Origin of the sequence: Dokdonella soli, assembly GCF_039523175.1 — a bacterium.
Taxonomy (GTDB): Bacteria; Pseudomonadota; Gammaproteobacteria; order Xanthomonadales; family Rhodanobacteraceae; genus Dokdonella_A; species Dokdonella_A soli.
This window is the reverse complement of the sequence record NZ_BAAAEU010000001.1, coordinates 318,276-342,558: the sequence shown is the minus strand read 5'-3', so window position 1 is coordinate 342,558 and position 24,283 is coordinate 318,276. Positions and strand designations below refer to the sequence as shown.

Here is a 24,283-nt window from a genome sequence, read left to right as displayed (position 1 = left end):
CTATACTTTGTCGATGAGCCTGCTTTTCCGGGATGCCGCGGGGCCGAGCCTGGCTCCGGGCGGCAGCGTGCTGTGTGTGGGAGCGTTCGATGGCGTGCACCTCGGCCATCGCGCGCTGCTTGCGCGCGTGCGCGTGCGCGCGGCGGAACTCGGAATGACGCCGCTCGCGATCAGCTTCGAGCCGATTCCGCGCGAGTTCTTCGGGCGTGGAGCGCCGGTGCCGCGCCTGGCCAGCGTGCGCGAGAAGATCGGGCTTCTCACCGAACCCGACATGCGCCTGTTGCTGTTGCGCTTCGACGCAGTGCTGGCGGCGATGCCGGCCGAGGCGTTCATCGAGGACGTTCTGGTCGATCGCGCCGACGCGCGCGAGATCTGGATCGGTGCGGACTTTCGCTTCGGCCACTCGCGGCGCGGCGATGTTGCGATGCTGCGCGCGTTCGGTGAGCGGCGCGGTTTCTCGGTGTCGGTGCTGCCGGATATCGAGGCCGGCGGCGAGCGCGTCAGTAGCAGCGCGATCCGCAAGCATCTCGCGATCGGCGAATTCGACGCGGCAGCGCGGCTGCTCGGCCGGCGCTTCGCGATCGGCGGTCATGTCGTGCGCGGCCAGCAGCTCGGGCGCAAGCTCGGCTATCCGACCGCGAACATCCGGCTCGGCCGGCGTACATCACCGGTTTCCGGCATCTTCGCGGTGCGCGTGCAAGGCATCGGTGCCTTGCCGTTGCCGGGCGTTGCGAGCCTCGGCGTGCGCCCGACGGTCAACGGCACCGAGCCGCTGCTGGAGGCGCACCTGTTCGATTTCGATGGCGATCTGTACGGTCGCCGCCTTGAGGTCGAATTCGTGCAAAAGTTGCGCGAGGAAGAAAAGTTCAGCGACCTTGACACGATGGTGCGGCAGATCGACCGTGATGCCGCCGAGGCGCGGGCAATTCTCGGATTGCACAACAAGAATCGTCTTTCCGGTGAACACCGGGATCCGGCGCCTTTCACCGAAGCATGAGGCACTGGGTCCCGGCTTCCGCCGGGACGACGAAGGGGTTAGTTTCTTCCCGATTCCCGATTCCCGATTCCCGATTCCCGATTCCCGATTCCCGATTCCCGATTCCCGATTCCCGATTCCCGATTCCAACTCATGGCCAAAGACTACAAAGACACGATCAACCTGCCGAAGACCGACTTCGCGATGAAGGCGGATCTGGCCCGGCGCGAGCCCGGCATGCTGGCCGAATGGGAGAAGGCCGGCCGCTATGACGCGATCCAGCGGCATGCGGCGGACCGCGAGCACGCGTACATCCTGCATGACGGCCCGCCGTATGCGAACGGCGTGATCCATATCGGTCACGCGGTCAACAAGATCCTCAAGGACATCGTCGTCAAGTCGAAGCTGCTGGCCGGTTTCCGTTCGCCCTACGTACCCGGCTGGGACTGCCATGGCCTGCCGATCGAGATCGCGGTCGAGAAGGAAGTCGGCAAGGTCGGCCAGAAGGTCGATGCGGCGACGTTCCGCGCGAAGTGTCGCGAATACGCCGCGAAACAGATCGACCTGCAGCGCGCCGACTTCAAGCGGCTCGGCGTGCTCGGCGATTGGGAGAATCCGTACCGCACGATGGACTTCAAGTACGAAGCCGACATGATCCGTGCGCTGGCGAAGATCCATGCGAACGGACATGTCACGCGCGGCTTCAAGCCGGTGCACTGGTGCTTCGACTGTGGTTCGGCGCTTGCCGAGGCTGAGATCGAGTACGCGGACAAGGTTTCGCCGGCGATCGATGTCGCCTATGACGCGCTCGATGCGAAAGCGCTGGCGGCGAAGTTCGGCGTGACCATCGGTGACGGCGACATCGTCGCGGTGCCGATATGGACGACCACGCCGTGGACTCTGCCGGCGAGCGTCGCCGTCACGCTCGGACCGGAGCTTGAATACGTGCTCGTCGAAGGGCCGGCGCGTGGAGGCAAGCGCGTCCTGCTGGTGCTCGCGGAGGCGTTGGCGCCCGGCGCGCTGGCGCGCTACGGCGTCGAGACGGTGAACGTGGTCGGTCGTGCGAAGGGCTCTGCCCTGGCTTTCCTTCCCCCCTCTGCGGGGGAAGGTGCCGAAGGCGGAAGGGGGGGCGACCGCGAAGCGGGCGCCTTCGGCGCCTCACCCCCATCCCAACCTTCCCCGCTCAAGGGGGAAGGGGTTGACGCGGCACTACGCCACCCATTCTACGACCGCCAGATCCCGATTCTGCTTGGCGACCACGTCTCCGCCGAGGATGGCACCGGCGCCGTGCACACCGCGCCCGGCCATGGCGTTGAGGACTTCGCGGTCGGCCAGAAATATGGACTGGTGGAGAAGTATCCCGCAGCCGAACTGAATCCGGTCGGTGGCAACGGCGTGTATCTGCCCGGGACGCCGATCTTCGAGGGCCAGTTCATCTGGAAGGCGAACGACGCGATCGTTGCGCTGCTCGGCGAGCGCGGCATGCTGCTCGCGTCCGCGAAGATCACGCACAGCTATCCGCATTGCTGGCGGCACAAGACGCCGGTCGCGTTCCGCACCACGCCGCAGTGGTTCATCGGCATGGAAATCGCCGGACTGCGCGAGGCCGCGCTGAAATCGATCCGCGACGACGTCGACTGGTATCCAGCCTGGGGCGAGGAGCGTATCGCCGGCATGGTCGCGGGGCGCCCGGACTGGTGCATCTCGCGGCAACGCACCTGGGGCGTGCCGATCGCGCTGTTCGTCGACAGGACGAATCAGCAGCCGCATCCGCGCAGCGTCGAGCTGATGGAGCAGGTTGGGCAGCGGATCGAGAACGACGGCGTCGACGCGTGGTATGCGCTCGATCCGGCCGAACTGCTCGGCGCCGAAGCCGCGCAATACGAGAAGGTCACCGACATCCTCGATGTCTGGTTCGATTCGGGCGTTACGCACTGGTGCGTGCTCGATGCGCGCGCGAACCTCGCGCGCAAGCCTGGCGACCAGGTCATGTACCTGGAAGGCTCGGATCAGCACCGCGGCTGGTTCCATTCGTCGCTGCTGACCTCCGCTGCGATGCATGGCCGCGCGCCGTACGATGCGGTGCTGACGCACGGCTTCACCGTCGATGCGCAGGGTCGCAAGATGTCGAAGTCGCTCGGCAATGTGATTGCGCCGCAGAAGGTCGTCGATACGCTCGGCGCCGACGTGCTGCGCCTGTGGGTCGCTTCGACCGATTACCGCAACGAGATCGCGGTGTCCGACGAGATCCTCAAGCGCGTCGCCGATTCCTACCGGCGCATCCGCAACACCGCGCGCTTCCTGCTCGGCAACCTGGATGGCTTCGATCCGGCGAAGCACTTGCTGCCAGTCGAGCAGTGCCTGCTGCTCGACCAGTGGGCCGTGCAGCAGGCGCACGATGTACAGCAGGCGGTCGTTGCCGCCTACGCGCGCCATGATTTTCCCGAGATCATCGCGCGCGTGCAGAACTTCTGCACGAACGAGATGGGCTCGCTCTATCTCGACATCACCAAGGACCGGCTCTACACGATGCCGGCGGACAGCCATGGTCGGCGTAGCGCGCAGAGTGCGATGTACCGCATCGTCGAGGCGCTGGTGCGCTGGATCGCGCCGATTCTATCGTTCACCGCCGAGGAGATCTGGCCGCTGATCCCGGGTCAGCGCGGCGAATCAGTGCTGTTCGAAACCTGGTACGACGGACTCGCGGCGACGCAGGGGTCACCGGAGCAGCGCAAGTTCTGGGCCGACCTGCTCACGATCCGCGCGGCGGCGTCGCGCCTGCTCGAAGGCATGCGTGCGACCGGCGCGATCGGCGCCTCGCTGCAGGCCGACGTCGTCGTGCACGCGGATGCGGCGACCCGCGCGCGCTATGCGCAGATCGCCGACGAGTTGCGCTTCTTCTTCATTACCTCGAACCTGACGCTCGCCGATCTCGCCATCCAGCCGGACCCGGCCGAGCGCGCGGACGTGCACGGCGTCGAGATCGAGGGCGCGAAGGTCTGGATCACAGCGCAGCCGAGCAGCGCGCAGAAATGCATCCGCTGCTGGCACTACCGTGTCGATGTCGGCACGCATGCCGAGCATCCGGAGATCTGCGGACGCTGCATCGAGAACGTCGATGGCAAGGGCGAGACGAGGCGGTGGTTCTAGCGGAAACGAGGGCCGTTCGCCCTGAGGCATCGAAGGGCGACCCTTGCGAAACAGTGTTGCTGAGTGCCGTTCGTGCGTCGATACGCGAAGCGTACCCTGTGCTGAGCTTGTCGAAGCATCAGCACGAACGGCTCTAACCGTCCCCAGATCATCGATCGAATGAAAATCAAACCCAACGCACTTTCGTGGTTGCTGCTTTCGCTGCTCGTCATTGCACTCGACCAGCTGACCAAGCACATCGCATTGACCGAGCTGCAGCCGCTGTCGCCGCACGCGGTCATTCCCGGTCTACTGAACTGGACGCTCGCGTTCAATACCGGCGCGGCGTTCAGTTTCCTCGCCAGCGCCGACGGCTGGCAGCGCTGGCTGTTCGCCGCGCTCGCGATCGGGGTGAGCGTCGTCCTGATGTTCTGGCTGAGCCGCACAGCGCGCCGCGACTGGCGCAATGCAGTGCCGCTCGCACTGATCATCGGCGGCGCGCTCGGCAACCTGGTCGACCGCCTGCGCTTCGGGCACGTCACCGATTTTATCCAGGTGTACTACCAGGATTGGGCCTGGCCCGCGTTCAACGTCGCCGATTCGGCAATCAGCGTCGGCGCGGTGCTGCTGATCCTGTTCGGCTTCGCCGGTAGGAAAGCGCCGGTCAACGGCGGATAATCGCTGCCATGGATGTCCTGCTCGCCAACCCCCGCGGATTCTGCGCCGGCGTCGATCGCGCGATCGAGATCGTCGAACGCGCGCTCGAGACCTTCGGTGCGCCGATCTACGTGCGCCACGAAGTCGTGCACAACCGCTTCGTCGTCGACAAGCTGCGCGCGCAAGGCGCGGTGTTCGTCGACGAACTGACCGAGGTGCCGGACGGTTCGACCGTGATCTTCAGCGCGCATGGCGTCTCGCAGGCGGTGCGCGGCGAAGCAGGGGAGCGTGGCCTCGCCGTGTTCGACGCAACCTGTCCGCTGGTCACCAAGGTGCACATGGAAGTCGCGCGCCACGGCAAGGCCGGGCGTGATGTCGTGCTGATCGGCCACGCCGGCCATCCCGAAGTCGAAGGCACGATGGGACAGTGGGATCCGGCCAATGCCGGCGCGATCCATCTGGTCGAGACGCCCGAATGCGTCGCGCACCTGACCCCGCGCAATCCCGAACACATCGCGTTCGCGACCCAGACCACGCTGTCGATCGACGACACCCGCGCGGTCATCGAGGCGCTGCAACAGCGTTTTCCCGCCATCGTCGGCCCACGCCACGACGACATCTGCTACGCCACACAGAACCGCCAGGATGCGGTGCGCAAGCTCGGCCAGCAATGTGACCTGGTTCTCGTCGTCGGTTCGCCGAACAGCTCGAACTCGAACCGCCTGCGCGAACTCGCCGAGAAGCAGGGCGTGCCCGCCTACCTGATCGACGGCGCCGCCGATATCCAGCCGCAATGGCTGGAAGGCCGCACCCGCATCGGCGTCACCGCCGGCGCCTCTGCTCCGGAGAGCCTGGTCCGCGAGGTCATCGATCGTCTGCGCGGAGCCGGCGCCGCCGGTGTGCGCGAACTGGATGGCGAACCCGAGAACGTGACCTTTGCGCTGCCGAAGGAACTGCGGTTGCGCGTGGTGGCTTAGGCGTAACAGCTCGCCGGATCGAGTCGACCCCACTCCACAGCGGATCGGCCGCAGAGCCGCTTTCGTTGATCCAGCAAAAGCGACCGTTCATCAGGCATCCGATTGACCGCCTGGGCGCCTCCCGTCATCAATGACGCTGCCGTCAATGCGGGTGAGCAGAACGCTTAACCCGCGCGGAAATGGGGTGTCTACACATGAAGCTCAAGTGCCACGGTGGAACCGAACGGGCAGCAGAGGGCTTTACGCTGATCGAATTGTTGGTGGTGATCGCGATTGTCGCGATCCTTGCCGCGATCGCGCTGCCTTCCTACAGCGACTACATCACGCGCAGCAAATTGACCGAGGCCCAGAACGGCCTGCAGGACTTCCGGGTCCACATGGAGCAATTCTTCCAGGACAGCAGGAATTACGGTGCTGGCGCTGCCTGTGGATTGGATCCTGCGGCGACGGAAGCTGGCGCCTACTTCGATTTCACGTGTACGCGCACTGCCGCAGCGCCGCCGGCACCCGAGACCTACACCGCTACAGCGACGGGCAAGGCATCCACGCCGGTAGCCGGGTTCACGTTCACGATCAACAGCGCGAATGCTCGCGCAACAACCAATGTCCCTGCGGGCTGGACCGCTAATGCGAGCTGCTGGATTGTGCGCAAGGGCGGGAGTTGCTCCTGATGTTCACGCGTCGTCCATCGGGCATGACCCTGATCGAACTGATGGTCGCGATCACGATCATCGGCCTGCTCATCGTGTTGGGTGCTCCAGGCTATTCCACGTGGATAACCAACACGCGGATACGCAATGCGGCTGAGTCGATCCAGAACGCGCTTCGGCTCGCCCGCGATCAGGCGGTGCAGCGCGGAACCAGCGCAAGATTCGAACTGACCTCGGCAAGCGGTGGCGCGGATTGGACCGTCTGCATTCCAGCCGTTGCCACGCCCACGACGTGCGCTTCGCCCCTCGAGACCGTGCAGCAATTCAACAGCGCCGGCGGCGCCAATCTGGTCAAGGTGGGTTCCAGCACAAATCTCACCTACGCCACTGACGTCAGCGGAACCGTATCGGCGGGCACCGGCATCACGTTCAATGCGCTTGGACGACCCACTGGCACGACGCCTGTGGTTCGAATCGATGCATCCACCAGCCAAAGCGGCAGCCGAAGGCTGATCACCGTGATCTCCCCTGGCGGCAGTGTCCGCATGTGCGACCCGGCGCTGTCACAGAGCACCAGTCCGCAAGGATGTTCGTGAGGGCATGCACATGAGAATCGGCAAAGTCCATTTCCATCCGGCACAGCGCGGCATTGTTTTGCTGGATGCGCTGATCGCAATCGTGATCTTCGCGATCGGAATCCTCGGCATGGTCAAGCTGCAGGCGAACGCTGTGAATTTTTCCTCGGACGCGAAGTACCGTACCGATGCCGCGATGCTGGCCGACCAGGTGATTGGACAAATGTGGAATGCCGATCCCGCGACGCTCGGCACCGTGTATGCCTCGCCGGCGGGAACCAGCTATCTGATTTGGAACAATCTCGTTGCCACGTTGCCCGGTGGCACGGGCGCGATCGTGTTTGGCGCAAACAACGCCGTGACCGTGACGGTCACATGGCAGCCACCCAACGACACGGACCCGGCACCCCATCGCTATGTATCAGCCACTCAAATTATCCACTGAGGGTGTTGCCAACGTGATGCGGCGAACAACCCTGTTAAGTGCCTGCCCGTTGGCACGATGTGCAGCGTCGCCGATGTCCAGGCAACGCGGTTTTTCGCTCGTCGAGGTCATGGTCGGTTTGCTGATCAGCCTGATCGGCACCTTGGCGATGATGACTGCGTTTGCGACGTTTGAAGGACAGAAGCGCACCACAACCAGCGGAAGCGACGCGCAGCAGGCTGGCAGCTATTCGCTGTATGAAATGGAGCGCCAACTCCGCACCGCGGGCTCCGGGGTCATCCAGGGCAGGAGCGCCACGTACACCATTTTTGCGTGCCGCATCAATGCGCGTACCAGTGGCGCAGCAGTGATGCCGCCTGCAACGCTGCCAGCGCCATTCGCGGCAGTGCCGCTCACGGTTCGTGCAATTCCGGCGCTGGTATATGGCGGCGGCAAGGATGCGGGAGGCAAGGCGCTGTCTGACATGATTGCAGTGGTTTCCGGCAACCCCACTGCGAGGACGTTCGGCGCGCCGGTCAACCCGCCGACCTCGGCTGCGACGATCGTGATGACGGACAGTGCATTCGGGATGTATCCGAAAGAATATCTGCTGGCGAGCGACGGTGTGGTGGGGGCCGACGGCAGCGTCGCCTGCAACCTCGGTCACGTGGCATCCGTGGTCGACAATCCTACCGACCCGAACAACAAGACGGTGACGTTCGACGCGCCCAACACCACTGCCGGCGGATACATGACGACACCGGCTCAAAAATACCTGTTCGATTTGGGCGTGAACCCGATCTTCAGCCTGTTCGGCGTCGATGCCACAAGCAATACCCTGGTCGCGTTTGATCTGCTACAACGCAACGGGAACGCGCCCGTCGCGATTGCCGACGGAGTTGTCCTGGTAAAGGCGCTTTACGGTGTGGATGACGGTGCCGGTGGCGGCACCGCCAACGATGGCGTGATCGACGAGTGGGTGGTCCCGACGGCGGGCACTACATGGGGCGCCGATACGCTCGGCAACGGATCGGCGGCATCCGCCGTCTCGATCTCGCAAATCCTGGCGATTCGTGTCGCCGTGGTCGCGCGCAGCCAGCTGCCGGAGCGAACGATTAGCGCGGATCCTGTGAACGGCTATGCCGGGCCTCCTCCCATCACGTTGTTCCCCGATCTCGCCGCCGCGGGTTTGACGTTCAGCGTCAAGACCGAGCCGCAATACCGTTACAAGACCTACGACACCACGATTCCGCTGCACAACGCGGCCGTCAGACTTGTCCAGTGAGCCGGCGAACCATGCGCGCATCCCACATTCATTCGCAGGCTTTCAATGGTCCACGCCGCCAGCGCGGCATGATCGCGATGATCATCGCGATCATTGTGCTGGTGTCCACCCTTCTGGCTGTGATCGGCTTGCTGCGCTCGGTGGATACCAGCAATCTGATCGCCGGCACGATGAGTTTCAGGCAGGGCGTTGTGCAGGAAGCGGAAAATGCTTACGCAGCCGCAAAGACGAATATACCGAGCGGAAGCGCAGCCAACTCCGATAGCACGGCGGTTGGCTATTACGCATCCCTGCAGACCACGGGCACTACGAGGACCGACCTGCCTGCTGCGCTGGTGGATACGCCTCTCGGCGGGATAACGATGCCGGCGACGAGCAGCACCGGAAACACCGTGCGCTACATTATTGAAAGGCTTTGCCGCGCACCCGGCGTGGTTGACAAGAAAAACTGCCTCCTGCCCAAAGCCATCGCTACCGGCGGCACCAACGATGAAACGATGGGGGTGTTTGCGCAGCCGAGGCCGGCAGCGGCATATCGTCTGACCGTTCGCGTCGATGGGCCCAAGAATACGTTGGCGTTCGTACAGACCATCATTGCGGATCAATAGATTGCTCTGTTCGGCATGGATACGGTGCGCTGTGATTCAACGTTGGTTTAGCGGGACAAAATCGAGAAAGCCATGACCAGACTCAATCGCTTCCTGACGCAGCTGGTTTCAAGCAGCCTGGTACTGCTGTTCGGCCTTGCGAATCCTGGCGCCGCGCTGCATGCGCAGACCACGCTTTCCAATGTTCCGGTATTCAGCGCCTTTTCGGTACCCGCGAATCTGATGCTGGCGCTTTCGGTCGAATTTCCAACCGGCACCGTGGCGGCTTACACGGGCGCGACCGGATTTTCTTCCGCAAATACTTATCTTGGTTATTTTGATCCGGCGAAATGTTACACATATCAGAGTGACACGGCGACACCAGCCAATCCGCTCAACAACTATTTTGTCCCCATTGGCCCGATCGGTACCGGGTGTGTAGACCCTCAGTGGAGTGGCAATCTGCTGAACTGGGCATCGATGACGGCACTCGATGAATTTCGTCAGGTACTTTCCGGCGGCTATCGCGTGGTCGATACGGCATCACTCACGGTGTTGCAGCGTTCACGGCAGACGGCGCAGGGCTCCGCAAGCAACTTTCCCACCAAATCGATTACCTCGCCGGCGGGTCTCGTTCCTGCCCCATTTTCATTGGCGCCCACCGTATATATCCGTTCGCACAATGGGGGAACGGAACTCACTTCCGGCACCGACAGGGGTGTTTTCATCGAGGTAGCGGATAATTCGGGCTTCGTGAATGATCCAGTAAATGGGTTCAACGACACGTTGTACTACGCACGTGTTCAGGTCTGCGTTGCGGGCCTGCTCGAAAGCAATTGCAATTCGGCTCATGCTTCAACGGACTATCCGAACGCTGGAAAATACAACAAGCCGGAGGGTTTGATTCAGGAGCATGCGAACCAGATCCGCGTTGGTGCAACCGGCTATCTGTACGCTCTCGGGCTTGGTCATCCCAATGGCGTACTGCGCGCACAGTTGCGTGACAACGGGCCGACCGCGTACGTCGGGAACGGTCCGCGCATACCGAACACGAATGCAGAGTGGGACGGCGGCACGGGCGTGTTCACTCAGAACCCGGATCCAGCCGCGGCATCGGCCTCGGGTGTCCCCAATAGTGGCGCGATCAACTACCTGAACCAGTTCGGATTGGTCGAACCCGGCTACGAAACCTACGACACGATTGCCGAACTGTATTGGGCGACGCTTTCCTACTACAAGAATCTTCCGTTGGATGCGAGCTATAGCGCGCCCGTCAATTCAGGAAACTCGATACAGCTCGACGGATTCCCCGCCATCAGCTCAGCGAACGCGACGGACCCGATCCAGTATTCGTGCCAGGGTAATGCGATCGTCACGATCGGCGATTCGCATACGTGGTGCGACGCGGCAGTTCCGGGCTCCAAACTGTCAAACGGTGGTCGCTGTACCAACCAGACCGCGTTGACTGCGCTTGCTGCCAACGGCACCGACCCGGGCCTCGACACCGGTGCCTACCTCAAGGCGCTCGGCGCGCTGCCGCTGATCGAAAAGATAGGTGCGACTCCGGCATCGAACAGCATGATTGGCTACGCCGCAGTCGCCGACCTCAGCACCACGTACGAATTCAACGCTCCAGATGGGGCGACCTACAACATGGCCGGCATGGCCTACTACGCCCATACCCAGGATATTCGCGGCGACAACCCGAGTTACGTCAACCCGGTTTCCAAGGTCAATTCCACAACCGGTAAACAGACGGTAGATACCTATACCGTGGATGTGATGGAGCCAGGTTCGTATGACGGCAGCAGCGGCCGTGAAACCTACGATCCCGCCAATGTCAGGTCCAACCGCGGGCCGAACATGTATTGGCTGGCCGCCAAGTATGGCGGATTCGACGTGGACGACACCCAGTGCTCTGCGGCGAGCCCGCCGACTCCGTGCGTGACGGTCAACGGCAACAAGGTGCCGACGCCGGAGAGTTTCCTCGACTGGCATACCAACACGACCACCGTGGCAGCCAAGAACCTGCGGCCGGACAACTATTTCCCCGGCAACCGCCCGGACCTGATCCACTCGGGACTTGCGACGATTTTCAATCGGGTTGCCTCCAAGAAAGTTCTCAGCGCAGTGGGTCCGGGCACCACATCGACCCGTTCACTGGGACCGGCCGATGCGACGATCTACAAGATTCCAAGTCCAGCCACTGGCTTTGTCGCATACACGACGAAGTACACGCCGGGCGACTGGACGGGTGACGTCTTGGGTGCGGTGTCCACGATTGCAGCCGATGGCACGGTCAACCCTGCAACGATCGGCACCCCTGCAGTGCTCGTGCAATGGAGCGCCAAGGCCAATTTGAAGCTACTGGCGGAGCTTCCGGACGCGTCGGCGAAACCGACGGGCTGGGACACGACGCGACGCATCATCACGATGGGCAGTGCTGGCGGCATTCCGTTCCGTTGGAGCAACCTGACATCTGCTGAGCAGACTGCGCTGTCCGGTGACACGGGCACAGCCCATCCATTGCTCGATTTCCTGCGCGGAGATCGGAGCAATGAAGGCACGAAGTTCCGGACACGCCGTTCTGTTCTCGGCGATATCGTCGATTCGGAGGCCGTGCTGGTGCAGGGGGCCTTGGCGCTGAATTACAACGACGCGAACAATCCGGGTTATTCCGCCTTCACCACCGCGCGGGCCAGCCGCGCGCCGGTTGTCTATGTCGGCAGCAATGACGGCATGTTGCATGCGTTTTCCGCAGACTTCTCGGGGATAACGTCGCCGGCCTCGGCACCTGCCTTGACGGACGGTGGCAACGAATTGTTCGCCTACGTTCCGAGCTTCCTGTTTAACGGCCCGAACAGTACGCCGGGCATCGATGGATTGGCGGCGCTCGGCAATCTCGCTGGTGTGACGACCAATGCGTACGCCCATCATTTTTATGTGGATCAGACGCCCCAGATCGCAGACGCGGATTTCGACCGCACCGGACTTACGCCGACCGGATCGGGGGCGCCGGATTGGCACACCGTTCTTGTCGGTGCTGTCGGCAAGGGCGGCAAGGGCATCTATGCACTGGATGTGACGACGGTGCCGGCGGCGCTCAGCGCGGGAACCAGCACGACCCAGGAAACCGCTATCGCCCAGAAGGTCCTGTGGGAATTCGCGCCTGCCGACATGGGGTATCTCTATGGCAAACCGAACATCGCCAAGACGCGCAAATACGGCTGGGTCGTCCTGGTGACCACGGGATATAACAACGCATCCGGTATCGGAAGCCTGTTCGTGCTGAATGCAAAGACAGGCGCGCTGCTGGAAACCCTTTCAACGACCGTGGGTTCGCCAACCGATCCATCAGGACTGGGACGCATGGCTGCCTATACCCAGGATTTCACCGACAACACGATCGAGCAGGTTTACGCGGGCGATCTGAAAGGCAATGTCTGGCGTTTCGACTTGTCCGGTACGGGTCCTGGAGCGTATCCGGCGCCCGCCCTTTTGGCGACGCTCACGGCCTCGGACGGGACTGCACAACCGATCACCACCGCGCCGCGCGTGGAGGTCGATCTCAATTCAACGGGGCTCAGTACCCGGCGCTGGGTGTTCGTCGGCACCGGGCGATTCCTCGATGTGGGTGATTTGACGACTACACAGACACAAACCATGTATGCCCTGCGCGATGGTACGGGGGTCGCGCCGAGAACCACCGGGCTGCCACTTTCGCGTTCCGCCGCCGGAGTGAGCGCGATCACCAGTATCCTGACCGGCTTGACGATTGCTGACAGTGCCGGGGGGTGGTACTTCGACCTGCTTGGGAGCCCAACGGGAAGCGCAGCGGAGCGCGTGATTGTCGACCCGGATTCGCAGGCAGGGGTGCCGATCATCGCTTGGGCGACGTTGGTGCCAGGTGCCGACCCATGTTCGTACCAAGGCGCAATCTATGCGGTCAACTACGGGACGGGAGTAACCGCGCTGCTCGACAGTCACGGCGTTGCGGTCGCATCCATTTCACCCCCGGGTGGCGCGCCGACAAAGGTGGCGCTCCAGCGGCTGCCGGACGGCTCAGTGGGACTGCTTTATGGATCGCTGAATGGTGGGGCAAACGTCCAAAAAATCGGAGGCATTAACCCGACCACTTTCCGGTCGCGAGTCAATTGGCGCGAAATACTCAATTGATGCAGTGATGCCCGCAATCAGTCTGCCGCCGATTGCCGTCTCTGCGAGTGATTGAACCGCTGGAAGCAGCAATTTTCTGATCAATGGCTCCGCGGGAAGAGCCGGATTCGTCGATATGAAAGGCATGGACATGCCATCGTCGCATTCAATTGCGGCATCAAGCAGGTGCGAGGCGTCGTATGGATCGCTCCGCGGCCGCCAATCAGGCGCCACCCTGATCGAAGTGCTCGTGACCGTCGCGGTCACGAGCATCGGCCTGCTCGGCATGGCCGGCTTGATGATCGTTTCGACGAAGATCGATCGCGACGCGTATCTCGCGACGCAGGCTGATTTCATCGCACAAACGCTGATCGAATCGATGCGTATCAACACGTCTGCCGTTGCCGACGGCCGGTATGACGGAACGTACGCGGGCAGCGGCGCCCCGGACCCGGGCTGCATGATGCGCGGATGCTCTCCCGGCGAGCGCGCGGACTACGACCGCGCCCGCTTCGACACCGCCTTGCACACAATGCTGCCGAATGCGACCGCTGCACTGAAATGCTCGGGCGGCGATCCACGCGCCTCGGGTTCGGCGTCGATCTACGACGGCACGTGCCGGCTCGAAATCCGCTGGTCCGAACGCGCGCCGAATGCGGTGGCCGTTAGCGGTGCCCAGTCGCTGGCATGGGTCTTTCAGCCCTGATGAGGCCGTTCGGCTCATCGCACTCAAGCGCATTCGGGCGTCACCGCGATTCCGGCATTCCGCGGGGCTTTTCCATCGTCGAATTGATGATCGCGCTGGTCCTCGGCTTGTTGCTCATCGAGGGCGTCCTTGTGCTGTTTTCGGAGACCAGCCGCGTCAACGCAAGACAGACGGCATTGTTCAGACTGCAGGACAAGGGAAGGATCGCGCTTGGCCTGATCGCCGACGATCTCCGCCTTGCGGGTCGTCTGCCCTGCGGCTCGCGGATTCGTCCGCTGGTGTTCGCGGACGCACTGGCCGACCACATCGTCGGCACACCCGCTGCCGCGAACGTGCCGCAAGGCTGGCCCGCCGCCACGCCGTATCCGCTCGATCGAGGAATCTTCATCAGCGGAAACCGATGCATCGGCAATGCCTGCACGCCGGCACTCGCGTCCGCTCAAGGTCTGCCCCCGGCGGGGCTGGCTGAAGGCGACAGGATTCCGGGGACGGACATGTTGACCGTGCGGCATCTGCAGGGCAGCGGCTGGGCGGCGCGCGCCGATGACCCCGGGTCCTTGTGCAAGGACAACAAGAGTGTCGGGCCGATCACGATCCGCAAGTTGCCGGGTGACTCGCTACCCGCGGGCTTCGACGCATCGCATGTCGCGTTGCTGGCAAATTGTTCGAACGGCGAAATTCTTGCCGTCGCGCCGCATGCCGATACGCTGCAGCCCATTCAAGGAAATTTCGGTGCGGCAGCGTGCATGGCCATCGACGCACAGACACGCGTGTTCGATCTGGATGCGCAGCTGCAGACTTCGGTCTACTACCTCGCCATGAAGGCGCGTGCAGGCGTGCGCGATCGCGGCACTGCCGTGCTGATGCGGCGTATGAACGGGGTCACGAGCGAGGTGGTCGAAGGCGTCGAACGGCTCGATTTCCGCTACTCGTTGGTCGACAGCGTGGGCACCGCGCATTGGCTGACGGCCGCCGAGGTGGATCACGCAACCGCGAGCGATGGCGCGCAGCTGCAGTGCGGGATGTCGGATGGAACCGTCACAAGACCATGTGCCTGGTCCGACATCGATGCGGTCGACATCTCGATGCTGATCAACACAGTGGAGGATCTGCCGGCGGACTCGTCGGCGCACGCTTTTGACTATCGCTATTCAGTGGATGGGGATCAGGCGCGGCCGCCGCAAGCGACGATGCCGGTGACCGGGTTGCCCACAGGGCGCATGCTGCGGCGCGAATTCCATTCCGTGGTTGCGCTGGGAAACCTTGGCGCATGATCGCTGGCGCGCGCCAGCGCCTTCCGTCATGGTCACGTCAGACCGGTGCCGTGCTCTTCGTGTCGCTCGTCATCCTGCTCATGCTGTCGCTGTTTGCGATCACGGTCGCGGACACCGCGATCACGCAACGCAAGCGGGCCGACGACGCCCGCAACAGGCAGCTCGCCAGACTTGCAGCCGACAGCGCACTGAGCGAGGCGAAGGCGAGGATATCCGCGGCCGCCACCGCGTACGGCGTTGCGCAGGTCTGCGTCCATCTGCGCTGCTTCGTCCGCGCGCCGGGTGCGCCCTACGATGCTGCGGAACTGATGCAGACCGAGCAGGCGAAGGCCGCGATGAATTCGTTCCGGCTGGATCTCACGAAACTGGACGGCGCTGACGCGAGCGCGCGACTTGCCGCCTTGCCGACCTATGTCATCGAGGATCTTGGGGCTCCTGGTGCATCGGTCGGTCGATCACCTTCGGGCAGCGCGGATCCGGGGCGGCTCTTTCGCATCACCGCGCGCGGTACCGGTGGCCGGGATGAGTATGTGCAGGTGATCGAAGCCACTTACAGCGTTGCCAGGTGAGGATTGCCCGAGATCTCGCGGTTTCATATCTGTCGCCAACCTGACGGTAATGAGCCGTTCGTCGGTTTAATTTTACCGCTAGTCGGAAATCAATTAGATTCATCCGACTCCCGCGACTAGTCTCGGCCCTGATCGACGCCCTTGCGTTTGGCCGGATGGTTGGCGTGACAGGCGGGAAGATGCCTGCTGGCGCCACTTGCTGCATGTGGGTGCAGTGAATGCGGTTCCGGGGAACCGTCGCGTCGGAAGACTGGGGACAACTCGATGCAAAGACAGGCACTCGCCGGCCTCCGGCGCGGCTCTCGCAGCGGTTTGGGGCTCATCGAGCTGACGGCTGCCGGCGCACCAGATCCGTTGAGGCGTCGCCAAGCCCTGGATGCCCACCTGAAAGCCCGTGTTCGGGTTGCATCACGACTGCCGGCCGGGACCTGTTTCAGATTGCTCCGGCTGCCGGCCATGACGCAGCCGATGCACCGCCAGGTCGGCAGCGCCCGCGCAACCGCACACGTGCGCACGAGCAGCGGCTTCGGCCTCATCGAGTGGGTGGTCACCATCGCGATCGTCGCGATCCTTGCCGCGATCGCACTGCCCAGCTATCGCCAGACGATCCAGAACAACCGCACGGCTACCGAGGCCGATGATTTCATCAGCGCGATCAACGTTGCGCGCGGCGAAGCGACCACACGCTCGCGGCCAGTGACGCTGTGCCCAAGCGCGAACGGAACGGCATGCAACGGCGATTCGAACTGGTCGACCAACCAGTGGATCGTCTTCACCGATTACGGCGTCAGGGGAACCGTGGACGACACCGACACCGTGCTGCGCGTATGGAAAGCGGTCAACCCGCAGGACGTCCTGGTATCGAACCCTGCGATCCAGTGGATCAGTTTCGATCGTGCGGGCAGCGCCAGCACGGACAACGCGGCAGTGACCGCATCTGCGACCTTCACGCTGCGACCACAAAGCTGCGCGGCGAACGCGCGGGTCCAGCGCACGATCACGTTGACGTTGCTGGGGCGTGTGTCACTGACGTCCGGCTCATGTTCCTGACTCGGGAGAGCCTGACGGCTGGATGTCCATGACGATTCATACCCGATCCTCGCGCGGTTTTTCGATGCTGGAAGTCCTGGTGGCGATCCTGGTGCTCAGCATCGGGCTGCTCGGCCTCGCCGCCCTCCAGGCGTTCTCGCTCAAGGCCAACCAGAGCGCGAATTTCCGCACCCAGGCGACCGCGCTGGCGAACCTGATCGTCGAGCGCATGCGGGCCCACGGCGGCGGCGCGTTGAACACGACGGTCGCGTACTACGGTGCAGGTTCGGACGCGCGCGCGCAAAACGATCTTCTTGAATGGCAGGCCGCGATTGCCGCGCAACTGCCGAACGGCGTCGGCACGCTGGTTTTCAACGGCGGCAACATCGGCGTAAGCATCACCTGGACCGATGCGCGCTGGGCGATTGGCGCCGATCAGCAAACCGCCTTCGTGCTGAATACGACCCTATGACCGTGCTCGCTCCGATTCGTCCGTTTCGCTCCGTCAGCCACGGCCTGTCGCTGATCGAGATTCTCGTCGCATTGGCGATCGCAGCGCTGCTGCTGCTCGGACTCAGCCAGATCTTCCTCGGATCGAAGGCCGCCTATTCGATACAGCAGGGCATGTCGCGCTCGCAGGAGAATGCGCGGTTCGTCTTCAGCTATCTGGAAGACAACCTGCGCATGGCCGGCTACTACGGCTGTGGCAACGAGGCTGACTCCTCGCTGCAGTTCTTCAACCACATCCCCGGCGCCGGCGTGCCGGATCCGACCGGAAGAGTGCGATTCCAGAGACCTATCCAGGGTTTTGAATACACGAACTGCACGACCACGTCGTGCGCGACCGACAACCTCGATCCGGCAGCGGCGGTCGCCGGCGACTTCACGCCGCCACTCAACGCAGCGAACAGCGATGTTCTGGCGTCTGCGACCGTGAAGGGGTCCGACGTCCTCATCCTGCGCGTCCTCAGTGCGAAGAGCACCCCGGCGCTTGGAGCATTCGATCCGACGACCGGAACATTCACGGTCGCAGCGGTCCCCAACGAACCGAATTTCGTCAAGGCGGGTGAGGTGTATGCGGCGACCAATTGCCGCCCACGCGTCGATATCTTCCGGGCCAGCGGGGGATCGGCGGGTACGACGCTGATCGCAGGGCCTGTTGAAAACCAGCTGCGCGGCGGCTCGGTTGCGAACGACACATGGGGGTTCACGAATGCACAAGGCGAATTCCAGCAGCCGCCGCTGGGTACGCCGGCCGGCACGCTGAACGCCGAGATCCACAAGGCGGAATATCTGGCGATCTTCGTCGGCCTGGATACCAACGGGAATCCAGCTCTGAAGGTTCGGCATTACGACGGAACTGCAGGCGAGGTTCTGCCGCAATTGACCACGGAAGAAATCGTCGACGGTGTCGAGAGCATGCATCTGACGTATGGCGTGGACAACAACGGGGATGGTCTGGCGGATGATCCTTTTGTAAAAGCGTCCGACATTCAGCCGGCCGCGCTCGCCGATCCCGTCGCGATCGACGCGGCATGGCGCAAGGTCGTCAGCGTGCGAGTGGCGCTGTTGATGCGCAGCCAGGACCGCGCCAGTGCCACGGCGAAGACCGGCGGCAACGTGTTCAACGTCGCGGACGCCAAGCTGACGCGGCCCAGTGACGGTCGTTTCCGCGATGTCTACGAAACGACGATCGCGCTGCGCAATCGCCTGACCAGCTTCTGACCGGACCTTACGCCATGAACCACGTCAATCGAACTTCCGGATTTCCGCGCCAGCGCGGCGTAGCCCTCTTCGTGGCGCTGATCATGTTGTTGCTGATGAGCCTGATCGGCATCACCGCGATGCAGGTGACGGTGCTGCAGGAACGAATGGCGGGCAACTTCAAGGTGCGGCACGACGGTTTCGAGGCGGGAGAAACCCTGCTCGGAAAAGGCCGCGAAACCGTTCGCGCCGCACCCAGTACCTACGGCGTCAACTGCTACACGGCCGGCAATTGCGTGTCAGTGATCACCGATCCGAATACGGGTCTGCCGAACCAGGCGCCGTGGGTGCCATGGCTGACCAGCGAGCCGACCCTGCCCATCAGTTCGCTGAAGGCGTTGAGGTATTGCCCCTCCTGCAGCGCTGCGGCGCTTCCTCCCAGCGGCGCTGCTCTGCGCTACTACTCAGTTGCCGCGATCGATGGTGATCCGAGCGGCGACGCCAAGACCGCGTTGCAGGGCATCTACATTTTCTGATCGGGTCGTGGGCCATCGAGGAATCATCATGAATGTATCCAACATGAAGTCGGTCGTGGTGGCTTTCGCGCTGACCTTGCTGGCCGCGATCGATTCGCCGATCGACCGCGCGCAGGCGCAATCGATCCCGATCACCGACCAGCCTTTGTTCACCACCGCCGGAGTGCCGCCATTGATGATGATGGTGATGTCGCGCGACGAGCAGCTGTTCATCAAGGCCTATGACGACTACTCGGATCTGGATGGCGATGGAATCCTCGATACGACCTATCAGGATCGTTTCGACTATTCAGGATATTTCGATTCCGCACTGTGCTACGCCTATGCCAACAGCCAATTCAGCGCCGCTGAAGTAGCAACGGGTACGGTGGCTGTCGGGCAGAAATATCCGCATCAGTGCAGTGGTTCGACGTTCAGCGGCAACTTCATGAACTGGGTGGCGATGAGCCGTCTCGATGTACTGAATTTCGTGCTGACCGGTGGCAGGCGTGTCATTCCCGAGCCAGCGAACGGGGCGGTCCTCGAGCGCGCGCCCATACCGCCCGACCTGCATGCCTGGGTCAAGGTGTATGCCGGCAGCGACACCAGGAAATACACGCCGTATTCGGGCACCGTGTCCTTTTGCAATGCCACGATGAGTAGGGGTGCGGCGCCTACCATTCGTGCAGCACAGGGCGCTTATCCGGAATGGGCCGCCACTGCATTGCAGATGTGCAATTGGCGGGAGGAAGCGTATTCAGCGGGGGCTGGCAGTTGTTCCAACGCGGCCGGCGACAACAGTTGTTACGACGATGCGCCGAAGTCGGCCGCGCTCGCGACAACGGCCGGGCTTACGGCACGCGTGCAAGTCTGCGCAAACAGCAACGCCAGCCTGCGCGAAAATTTTTGTCAGAAATACATGGACAGTTCCAACGGTGCCGCATCCTACAAGCCTGTCGGGTTGTTGCAGACCTATGGCGAGAAGGGCCAGATGCGCTTTGGCTTGTTGACCGGCAGCTTCTCAAAACCGCGCAGTGGCGGCGTGCTGCGCCGGAATATCGGACTGTTCGCCGGCAACACAGGTGCGAAGGACGCCGAAGGTTGCGCGGCTGATGACGAAGTCAATCTGAACAACGGCAAGTTCTGCACGCACAGTGCTTCGGGCAACAAGGGCATCGTCAGCACGATAACTGCGCTGGATATCAGTGGTTACTACAATTTCAATGCCACCAATCCGAAATGGAGTGATTGCAACAACTACGGAATCTTGAACCGTCAGGGTTTTGACGGCGACCGCTATCTGAACAATCCGGGTGCAGGGAGCAACACGCAGAACTGCGCAGCATGGGGCAATCCGCTGTCGGAGATGTACGCAGAAGCGCTTCGCTATATCAGTACGCCGAATCCGACGGCCAGCACTCCGAGCAGCGCGTTTACCGGAGGCACGGATCTGACCGGATTGCCGACCAATGTGGCATGGAAAGATCCCTATCGGTCCGCAGCTGCCGGCGGCAATCCGTATTGCGCAAATTGCAGCATCCTCGTGCTTTCGACCGGCCTCAATTCGTTCGACAGCGACGAGATTCCGACCGTGGCCGCCTTGTCGAGGCAGGCTGCGGCATCGACAAGGGCTGTGGGTGCTGTCGAAGGCGTCACCGGCAATTATTCGGTCGGTCGCATCGCTACGAATACTCCAGGCGATCTTGCTGTGGGCAACTCGACTGCCACGCACACCGATCTTTGCACGGCGAAAGGCGTCGCCGACCTGAGTGTCGTCCGCGGTATCTGTCCGGATATCTCGGCCATGGAAGGCAGCTATCTGATGGATGGCCTGGCCTTCGATGCGTGGACGAATGATCTGCGTCCCGATCTGCACAACAGTCCGCCGACGGGCAATCCGGTGAAGCCCGACACGTACAAGAACACGGTGAAGACGTTCTCGGTCGCACTCGCGCGCAACCTGCCCAGTTTCAAGATTCCGCTCGGCGGCAGCACGATTTCGTTGGCTCCGCTGTGCCAGGCCAACAACTCCGGTTCCGGCGATGCGCTCAACGGCACCAACGACAAGAACTGGCGCAGCTGTTACATGGGTTCGGTGACGATCGGCGAGAAAAAGTCGAGTGTGTCGCCGAACTACATCTACGGTCGCTCGCTGGACACCCGTGCATTACCGCAATTCGGTACGTTCACGTTCGTCTGGGAAGACTCCCTGTGGGGCAACGACCACGAGAACGACGTCGTAACCATGGTCACGTACTGCGTAGGTGGCGCCTGTTCCGGCAATCAACAGAGTGGTCGCAAGAACCTGGATGGGACCAGCTACAACGGATATGACATCTGCTGGCGAGCCTATGGCACCACGGGCACCACGGGCAGCACCGCAGGCGGATTCGCCGCACCGGGATTGGCCACCGCGACCAAGGATCCCTACGGATACACGTCGCCCTGTCCGACCAATGGCAAGCCGAGCGTAGCCGCAGACGAGGTGCTGATCCGCATCGAAAACGTTTCTGCTTACGCGGGCAACGCCATGCTGACCGGTTACAGCATCGCCGGCTCGAACGACGACGGCGTCAAGCGCCTGACGCTGCGTCCCGGCAATACGAACGACACTTTGCTCAACAAGACTGTGAATCCGAACGCTTCGTGGTATGCCCCGATCGTAATGAAATACAAGGCAGCGACGGCGGCGGCGAAACAGCTTGAAAACCCGTTGTTCTATGCGGCGAAGTACGGCAGCTTCAACGACCTCAACAGCAACGGCAGGCCGGATCCCGGCGAATGGGATTCGAGGGAAGCCGGCGTCCCCGACAACTTCTTCGCTGTCACTGATCCGAGCAAGCTGAAGACCCAGCTGCAGAAGATCTTCGACGCGGTGATCGCAGGCGCCAGCCCGTCCGGAAGCGTCGCCTCTAGTTCGTCGCGCTACACAGTCGGACAGACGCTGGCCTACCAGTCGTCCTACGACTCGAACAACTGGGTCGGCGATCTCAAGGGTTTTTACCTCAACGGCGACGGTTCGCTCGGCAATCAGGCATGGGCGGCTGCGGCGATGCTGCCCACAGGCGCGCGCAGCGACATCTGGATCGGCGTGGCGCCGACGAATACGAGTGCGACCTTCATGGCGCAGAAGTTCACGCGATCGAATTTGCCCGCCTGGATGACGACGGCGCTGACCGCTGCTGGCGCGTCGCCTGCCACGTGGCCGAATACCAGCGCGTCGATCGACAGCCTGATCGTGTATCTGAGTGGTGATCAAACCAACGAATTGCCCACGGGTTCGTATCGTCGACGCGACCCGCTGAAGCGTCTTGGCGACATCGTCAATTCCTCGCCGCAAGTTGCCTACAAGCTCGACTACGGATACAGCCAGCTGCCGAACCCGACGGGCTGCGGCGCGGCGTGCACGTCGTCCTATGCGACCTTCGTGGCGAGCAAGGCAAAGACCACGGTTTTCGTCGGCGCGAACGACGGCATGCTGCATGCATTCGATGGATCGGCCACCGGTGGCAAGGAACTGTTCGCCTACATCCCGAATGCCGTGATCTCCAAGCTGGGTGCGTTGGCCAAGCCCGGGTATGTGCACACCTATTCTGTCGATGGAACACCGGCGATTGGTGATGCCTATCTCGGTAGCTGGAAGACCGTGTTGGTGAGCTCCGCTGGCGCGGGTGCGCCGCCGTGTTCGCGCTCGATGTGACCGATCCCGCGAGCTTCGGAACCAGCAGTCTGCTATGGGAGTTCAACAGCACGGTCGATCCCGACATGGGCCGATTCACCGGCATCCCGAGTCCGCCGACGCTGACCGCCGATGGCAAATGGGTCGCCGCGTTCGGCAATGGATACAACGGCGCCGGCAACAGGGCGAAGCTGTTCGTCGTCGATTTGTCGACGGGCAGCAAGATCAGCGTCGATGCCATCACCGACAGCGCCAACGCAGCGCCCAACGGATTGTCGACGGCGACCATCATCGACGCGACCGGCACGTGTCCGAGCGGCGGCCCGCCTGTGTGCTCGGACGGCGTCGGCGACACGATCTATGCCGGCGATTATCTGGGCAATGTCTGGAAATTCGTCCTCACGAAGGGCGCCTGGAAACTCAACCCATCCACGCCGATCTTCAAGGCGGTGGACACCTATGGCCACAAGCAGCCGATCACCAGCGGCATGTATGCGATCAAGAACCCGCTTGGCGGCGTGATCATCTATTTCGGCACCGGAAAATATCTGACGACTGCCGACAACGATCCGAAAGACCTTCAGGCGGACGGCAAGCCGTTGGTGAATTCCATCTATGCCGTGTGGGACAACGGTGGTAGTGCGGCTCCGACTCGCTCGGATCTGCAACAGCAGCGGATTACCGACTACACCAGTGGTTCGTTCACGATCACGCAGAACGCTTTCGGGTACAAGACCACGGAGTTCCCGGGCGGCAAGATGGGCTGGTATCTCGATCTGTCCGTGACATCGGCGAACCCCGATCCATTGCAGAGCGAGCGTGTCCTGGCGGCGCCAACGGGCGTGCTCAGCAAGTTGTTCATCAATGTGTTCCGGCCGATCGGCGATATCTGCCTGCCGGCCGGTGTGAACAGTCTGCTGGAACTGGATCTGCTCAATGGCGGAGCTGCATTTCCGAACCCTGCCGGTGGTGGCAATGGCTCGGGCAGCGGCAGCGGGAAGGGCGGCCAGGACATCGGCGATGGGCCGCCGCTGGGCTCGCCAAATCCGGTCGTGACGATCTCGGGACAGACCGGCATCCCCGCGATCGGCTGTCCGCCGGGCAATCCGAATTGCGTGACGCCGCACTTCTGGTGCACACCGGGCGTGCCCGGCTATCCGAATTGCGCGGATCCCACCTGGTGCCAGCCTTCGACGCCCGGTTATCCGAATTGCCCGGCCCCGGCCGATTGCCATCCAGCCATCGCCGGGCCGCCGGCGCAGCCTGCCTCGCCCGGCTATCCGTACTGCAACCAGAGCGCCCAATGCAGTCTGATCCCGAATGCCGGCACGCCAATCGGCAACCAAGCGTTCCAGTGCCGTGCGGCATGGCGCCAACTTCGCTGAACGATCG

The 24,283-nt window shown here is 62.7% G+C and carries 17 protein-coding genes and 1 pseudogene; all 18 read left to right on the top strand.

The genetic code is table 11. The features are described from left to right. Nucleotides 1-13: 13 nt before the first annotated feature. Nucleotides 14-997, top strand: a complete 984-nt coding sequence (locus tag ABD002_RS01580; protein ID WP_343786429.1) for a bifunctional riboflavin kinase/FAD synthetase — start codon at nucleotides 14-16, stop codon at nucleotides 995-997. Nucleotides 998-1,129: 132 nt separating this feature from the next. Continuing rightward, entirely contained in the window at nucleotides 1,130-4,126 is a 2,997-nt protein-coding gene (gene ileS, locus ABD002_RS01575; protein ID WP_343786427.1) for an isoleucine--tRNA ligase, read from the top strand. 159 nt (nucleotides 4,127-4,285) lie between these two features. Then, the gene (gene lspA / locus ABD002_RS01570) at nucleotides 4,286-4,783 is read left to right on the top strand and encodes a signal peptidase II (protein WP_343786426.1); all 498 of its coding nucleotides are present in this window, start codon (nucleotides 4,286-4,288) and stop codon (nucleotides 4,781-4,783) included. An 8-nt stretch (nucleotides 4,784-4,791) separates the two neighbouring features. Next, nucleotides 4,792-5,739 (top strand): 4-hydroxy-3-methylbut-2-enyl diphosphate reductase, encoded by a 948-nt coding sequence (gene ispH / locus ABD002_RS01565; RefSeq protein ID WP_343786424.1) that lies wholly within the window; start codon nucleotides 4,792-4,794, stop codon nucleotides 5,737-5,739. Nucleotides 5,740-5,933: 194 nt separating this feature from the next. Next, entirely contained in the window at nucleotides 5,934-6,410 is a 477-nt protein-coding gene (locus ABD002_RS01560; protein ID WP_343786422.1) for a type IV pilin protein, read from the top strand. Next, the gene (locus ABD002_RS01555; protein WP_343786420.1) at nucleotides 6,410-6,985 is read left to right on the top strand and encodes a GspH/FimT family pseudopilin; all 576 of its coding nucleotides are present in this window, start codon (nucleotides 6,410-6,412) and stop codon (nucleotides 6,983-6,985) included. The genes ABD002_RS01560 and ABD002_RS01555 overlap by 1 nt, the downstream gene beginning before the upstream one ends. Before the next feature lie 10 nt (nucleotides 6,986-6,995). Further along, the gene (locus tag ABD002_RS01550) at nucleotides 6,996-7,409 is read left to right on the top strand and encodes a type IV pilus modification PilV family protein (protein ID WP_343786418.1); all 414 of its coding nucleotides are present in this window, start codon (nucleotides 6,996-6,998) and stop codon (nucleotides 7,407-7,409) included. Further along, nucleotides 7,381-8,673, top strand: coding sequence for a PilW family protein (locus ABD002_RS01545; RefSeq protein WP_343786416.1), 1,293 nt, complete (start codon nucleotides 7,381-7,383; stop codon nucleotides 8,671-8,673). The genes ABD002_RS01550 and ABD002_RS01545 overlap by 29 nt, the downstream gene beginning before the upstream one ends. Nucleotides 8,674-8,684: 11 nt before the next feature. Continuing rightward, nucleotides 8,685-9,281, top strand: a complete 597-nt coding sequence (locus tag ABD002_RS01540) for a pilus assembly PilX family protein (RefSeq protein ID WP_343786414.1) — start codon at nucleotides 8,685-8,687, stop codon at nucleotides 9,279-9,281. Between the two features lie 72 nt (nucleotides 9,282-9,353). Beyond that, nucleotides 9,354-13,436: a pilus assembly protein gene (locus ABD002_RS01535; RefSeq protein WP_343786411.1), complete on the top strand. Its 4,083-nt coding sequence runs from the start codon at nucleotides 9,354-9,356 to the stop codon at nucleotides 13,434-13,436. A gap of 115 nt (nucleotides 13,437-13,551) precedes the next feature. Next, nucleotides 13,552-14,121: a type IV pilus modification protein PilV gene (pilV, locus tag ABD002_RS01530; protein ID WP_343786410.1), complete on the top strand. Its 570-nt coding sequence runs from the start codon at nucleotides 13,552-13,554 to the stop codon at nucleotides 14,119-14,121. Between the two features lie 86 nt (nucleotides 14,122-14,207). Further along, complete coding sequence (locus ABD002_RS01525) at nucleotides 14,208-15,395, top strand: PilW family protein (protein ID WP_343786409.1); 1,188 nt, start codon at nucleotides 14,208-14,210, stop codon at nucleotides 15,393-15,395. Nucleotides 15,396-15,445: 50 nt separating this feature from the next. Beyond that, on the top strand, nucleotides 15,446-15,964 hold the full coding sequence (locus ABD002_RS01520; protein ID WP_343786408.1) for a pilus assembly PilX family protein: 519 nt from the start codon (nucleotides 15,446-15,448) through the stop codon (nucleotides 15,962-15,964). A 456-nt stretch (nucleotides 15,965-16,420) separates the two neighbouring features. Further along, nucleotides 16,421-17,014 carry a GspH/FimT family pseudopilin gene (locus tag ABD002_RS01515; RefSeq protein ID WP_343786407.1) on the top strand — a complete coding sequence of 198 codons (594 nt, stop codon included), beginning with the start codon at nucleotides 16,421-16,423 and terminating at the stop codon, nucleotides 17,012-17,014. 28 nt (nucleotides 17,015-17,042) lie between these two features. Beyond that, the gene (gene pilV / locus ABD002_RS01510; protein WP_343786406.1) at nucleotides 17,043-17,465 is read left to right on the top strand and encodes a type IV pilus modification protein PilV; all 423 of its coding nucleotides are present in this window, start codon (nucleotides 17,043-17,045) and stop codon (nucleotides 17,463-17,465) included. Further along, a complete protein-coding gene (locus ABD002_RS01505) occupies nucleotides 17,462-18,718 on the top strand; it encodes a PilW family protein (protein WP_343786405.1) in 1,257 nt (418 codons plus the stop codon). Before pilV (ABD002_RS01510) ends, ABD002_RS01505 begins: the two co-directional genes overlap by 4 nt. 14 nt (nucleotides 18,719-18,732) lie before the next feature. Continuing rightward, on the top strand, nucleotides 18,733-19,233 hold the full coding sequence (locus ABD002_RS01500; RefSeq protein WP_343786404.1) for a pilus assembly PilX family protein: 501 nt from the start codon (nucleotides 18,733-18,735) through the stop codon (nucleotides 19,231-19,233). After that, nucleotides 19,178-24,276, top strand: a pseudogene (locus ABD002_RS01495) (PilC/PilY family type IV pilus protein). The gene ABD002_RS01500 and the pseudogene ABD002_RS01495 overlap by 56 nt, the downstream one beginning before the upstream one ends. Nucleotides 24,277-24,283: the final 7 nt, after the last annotated feature.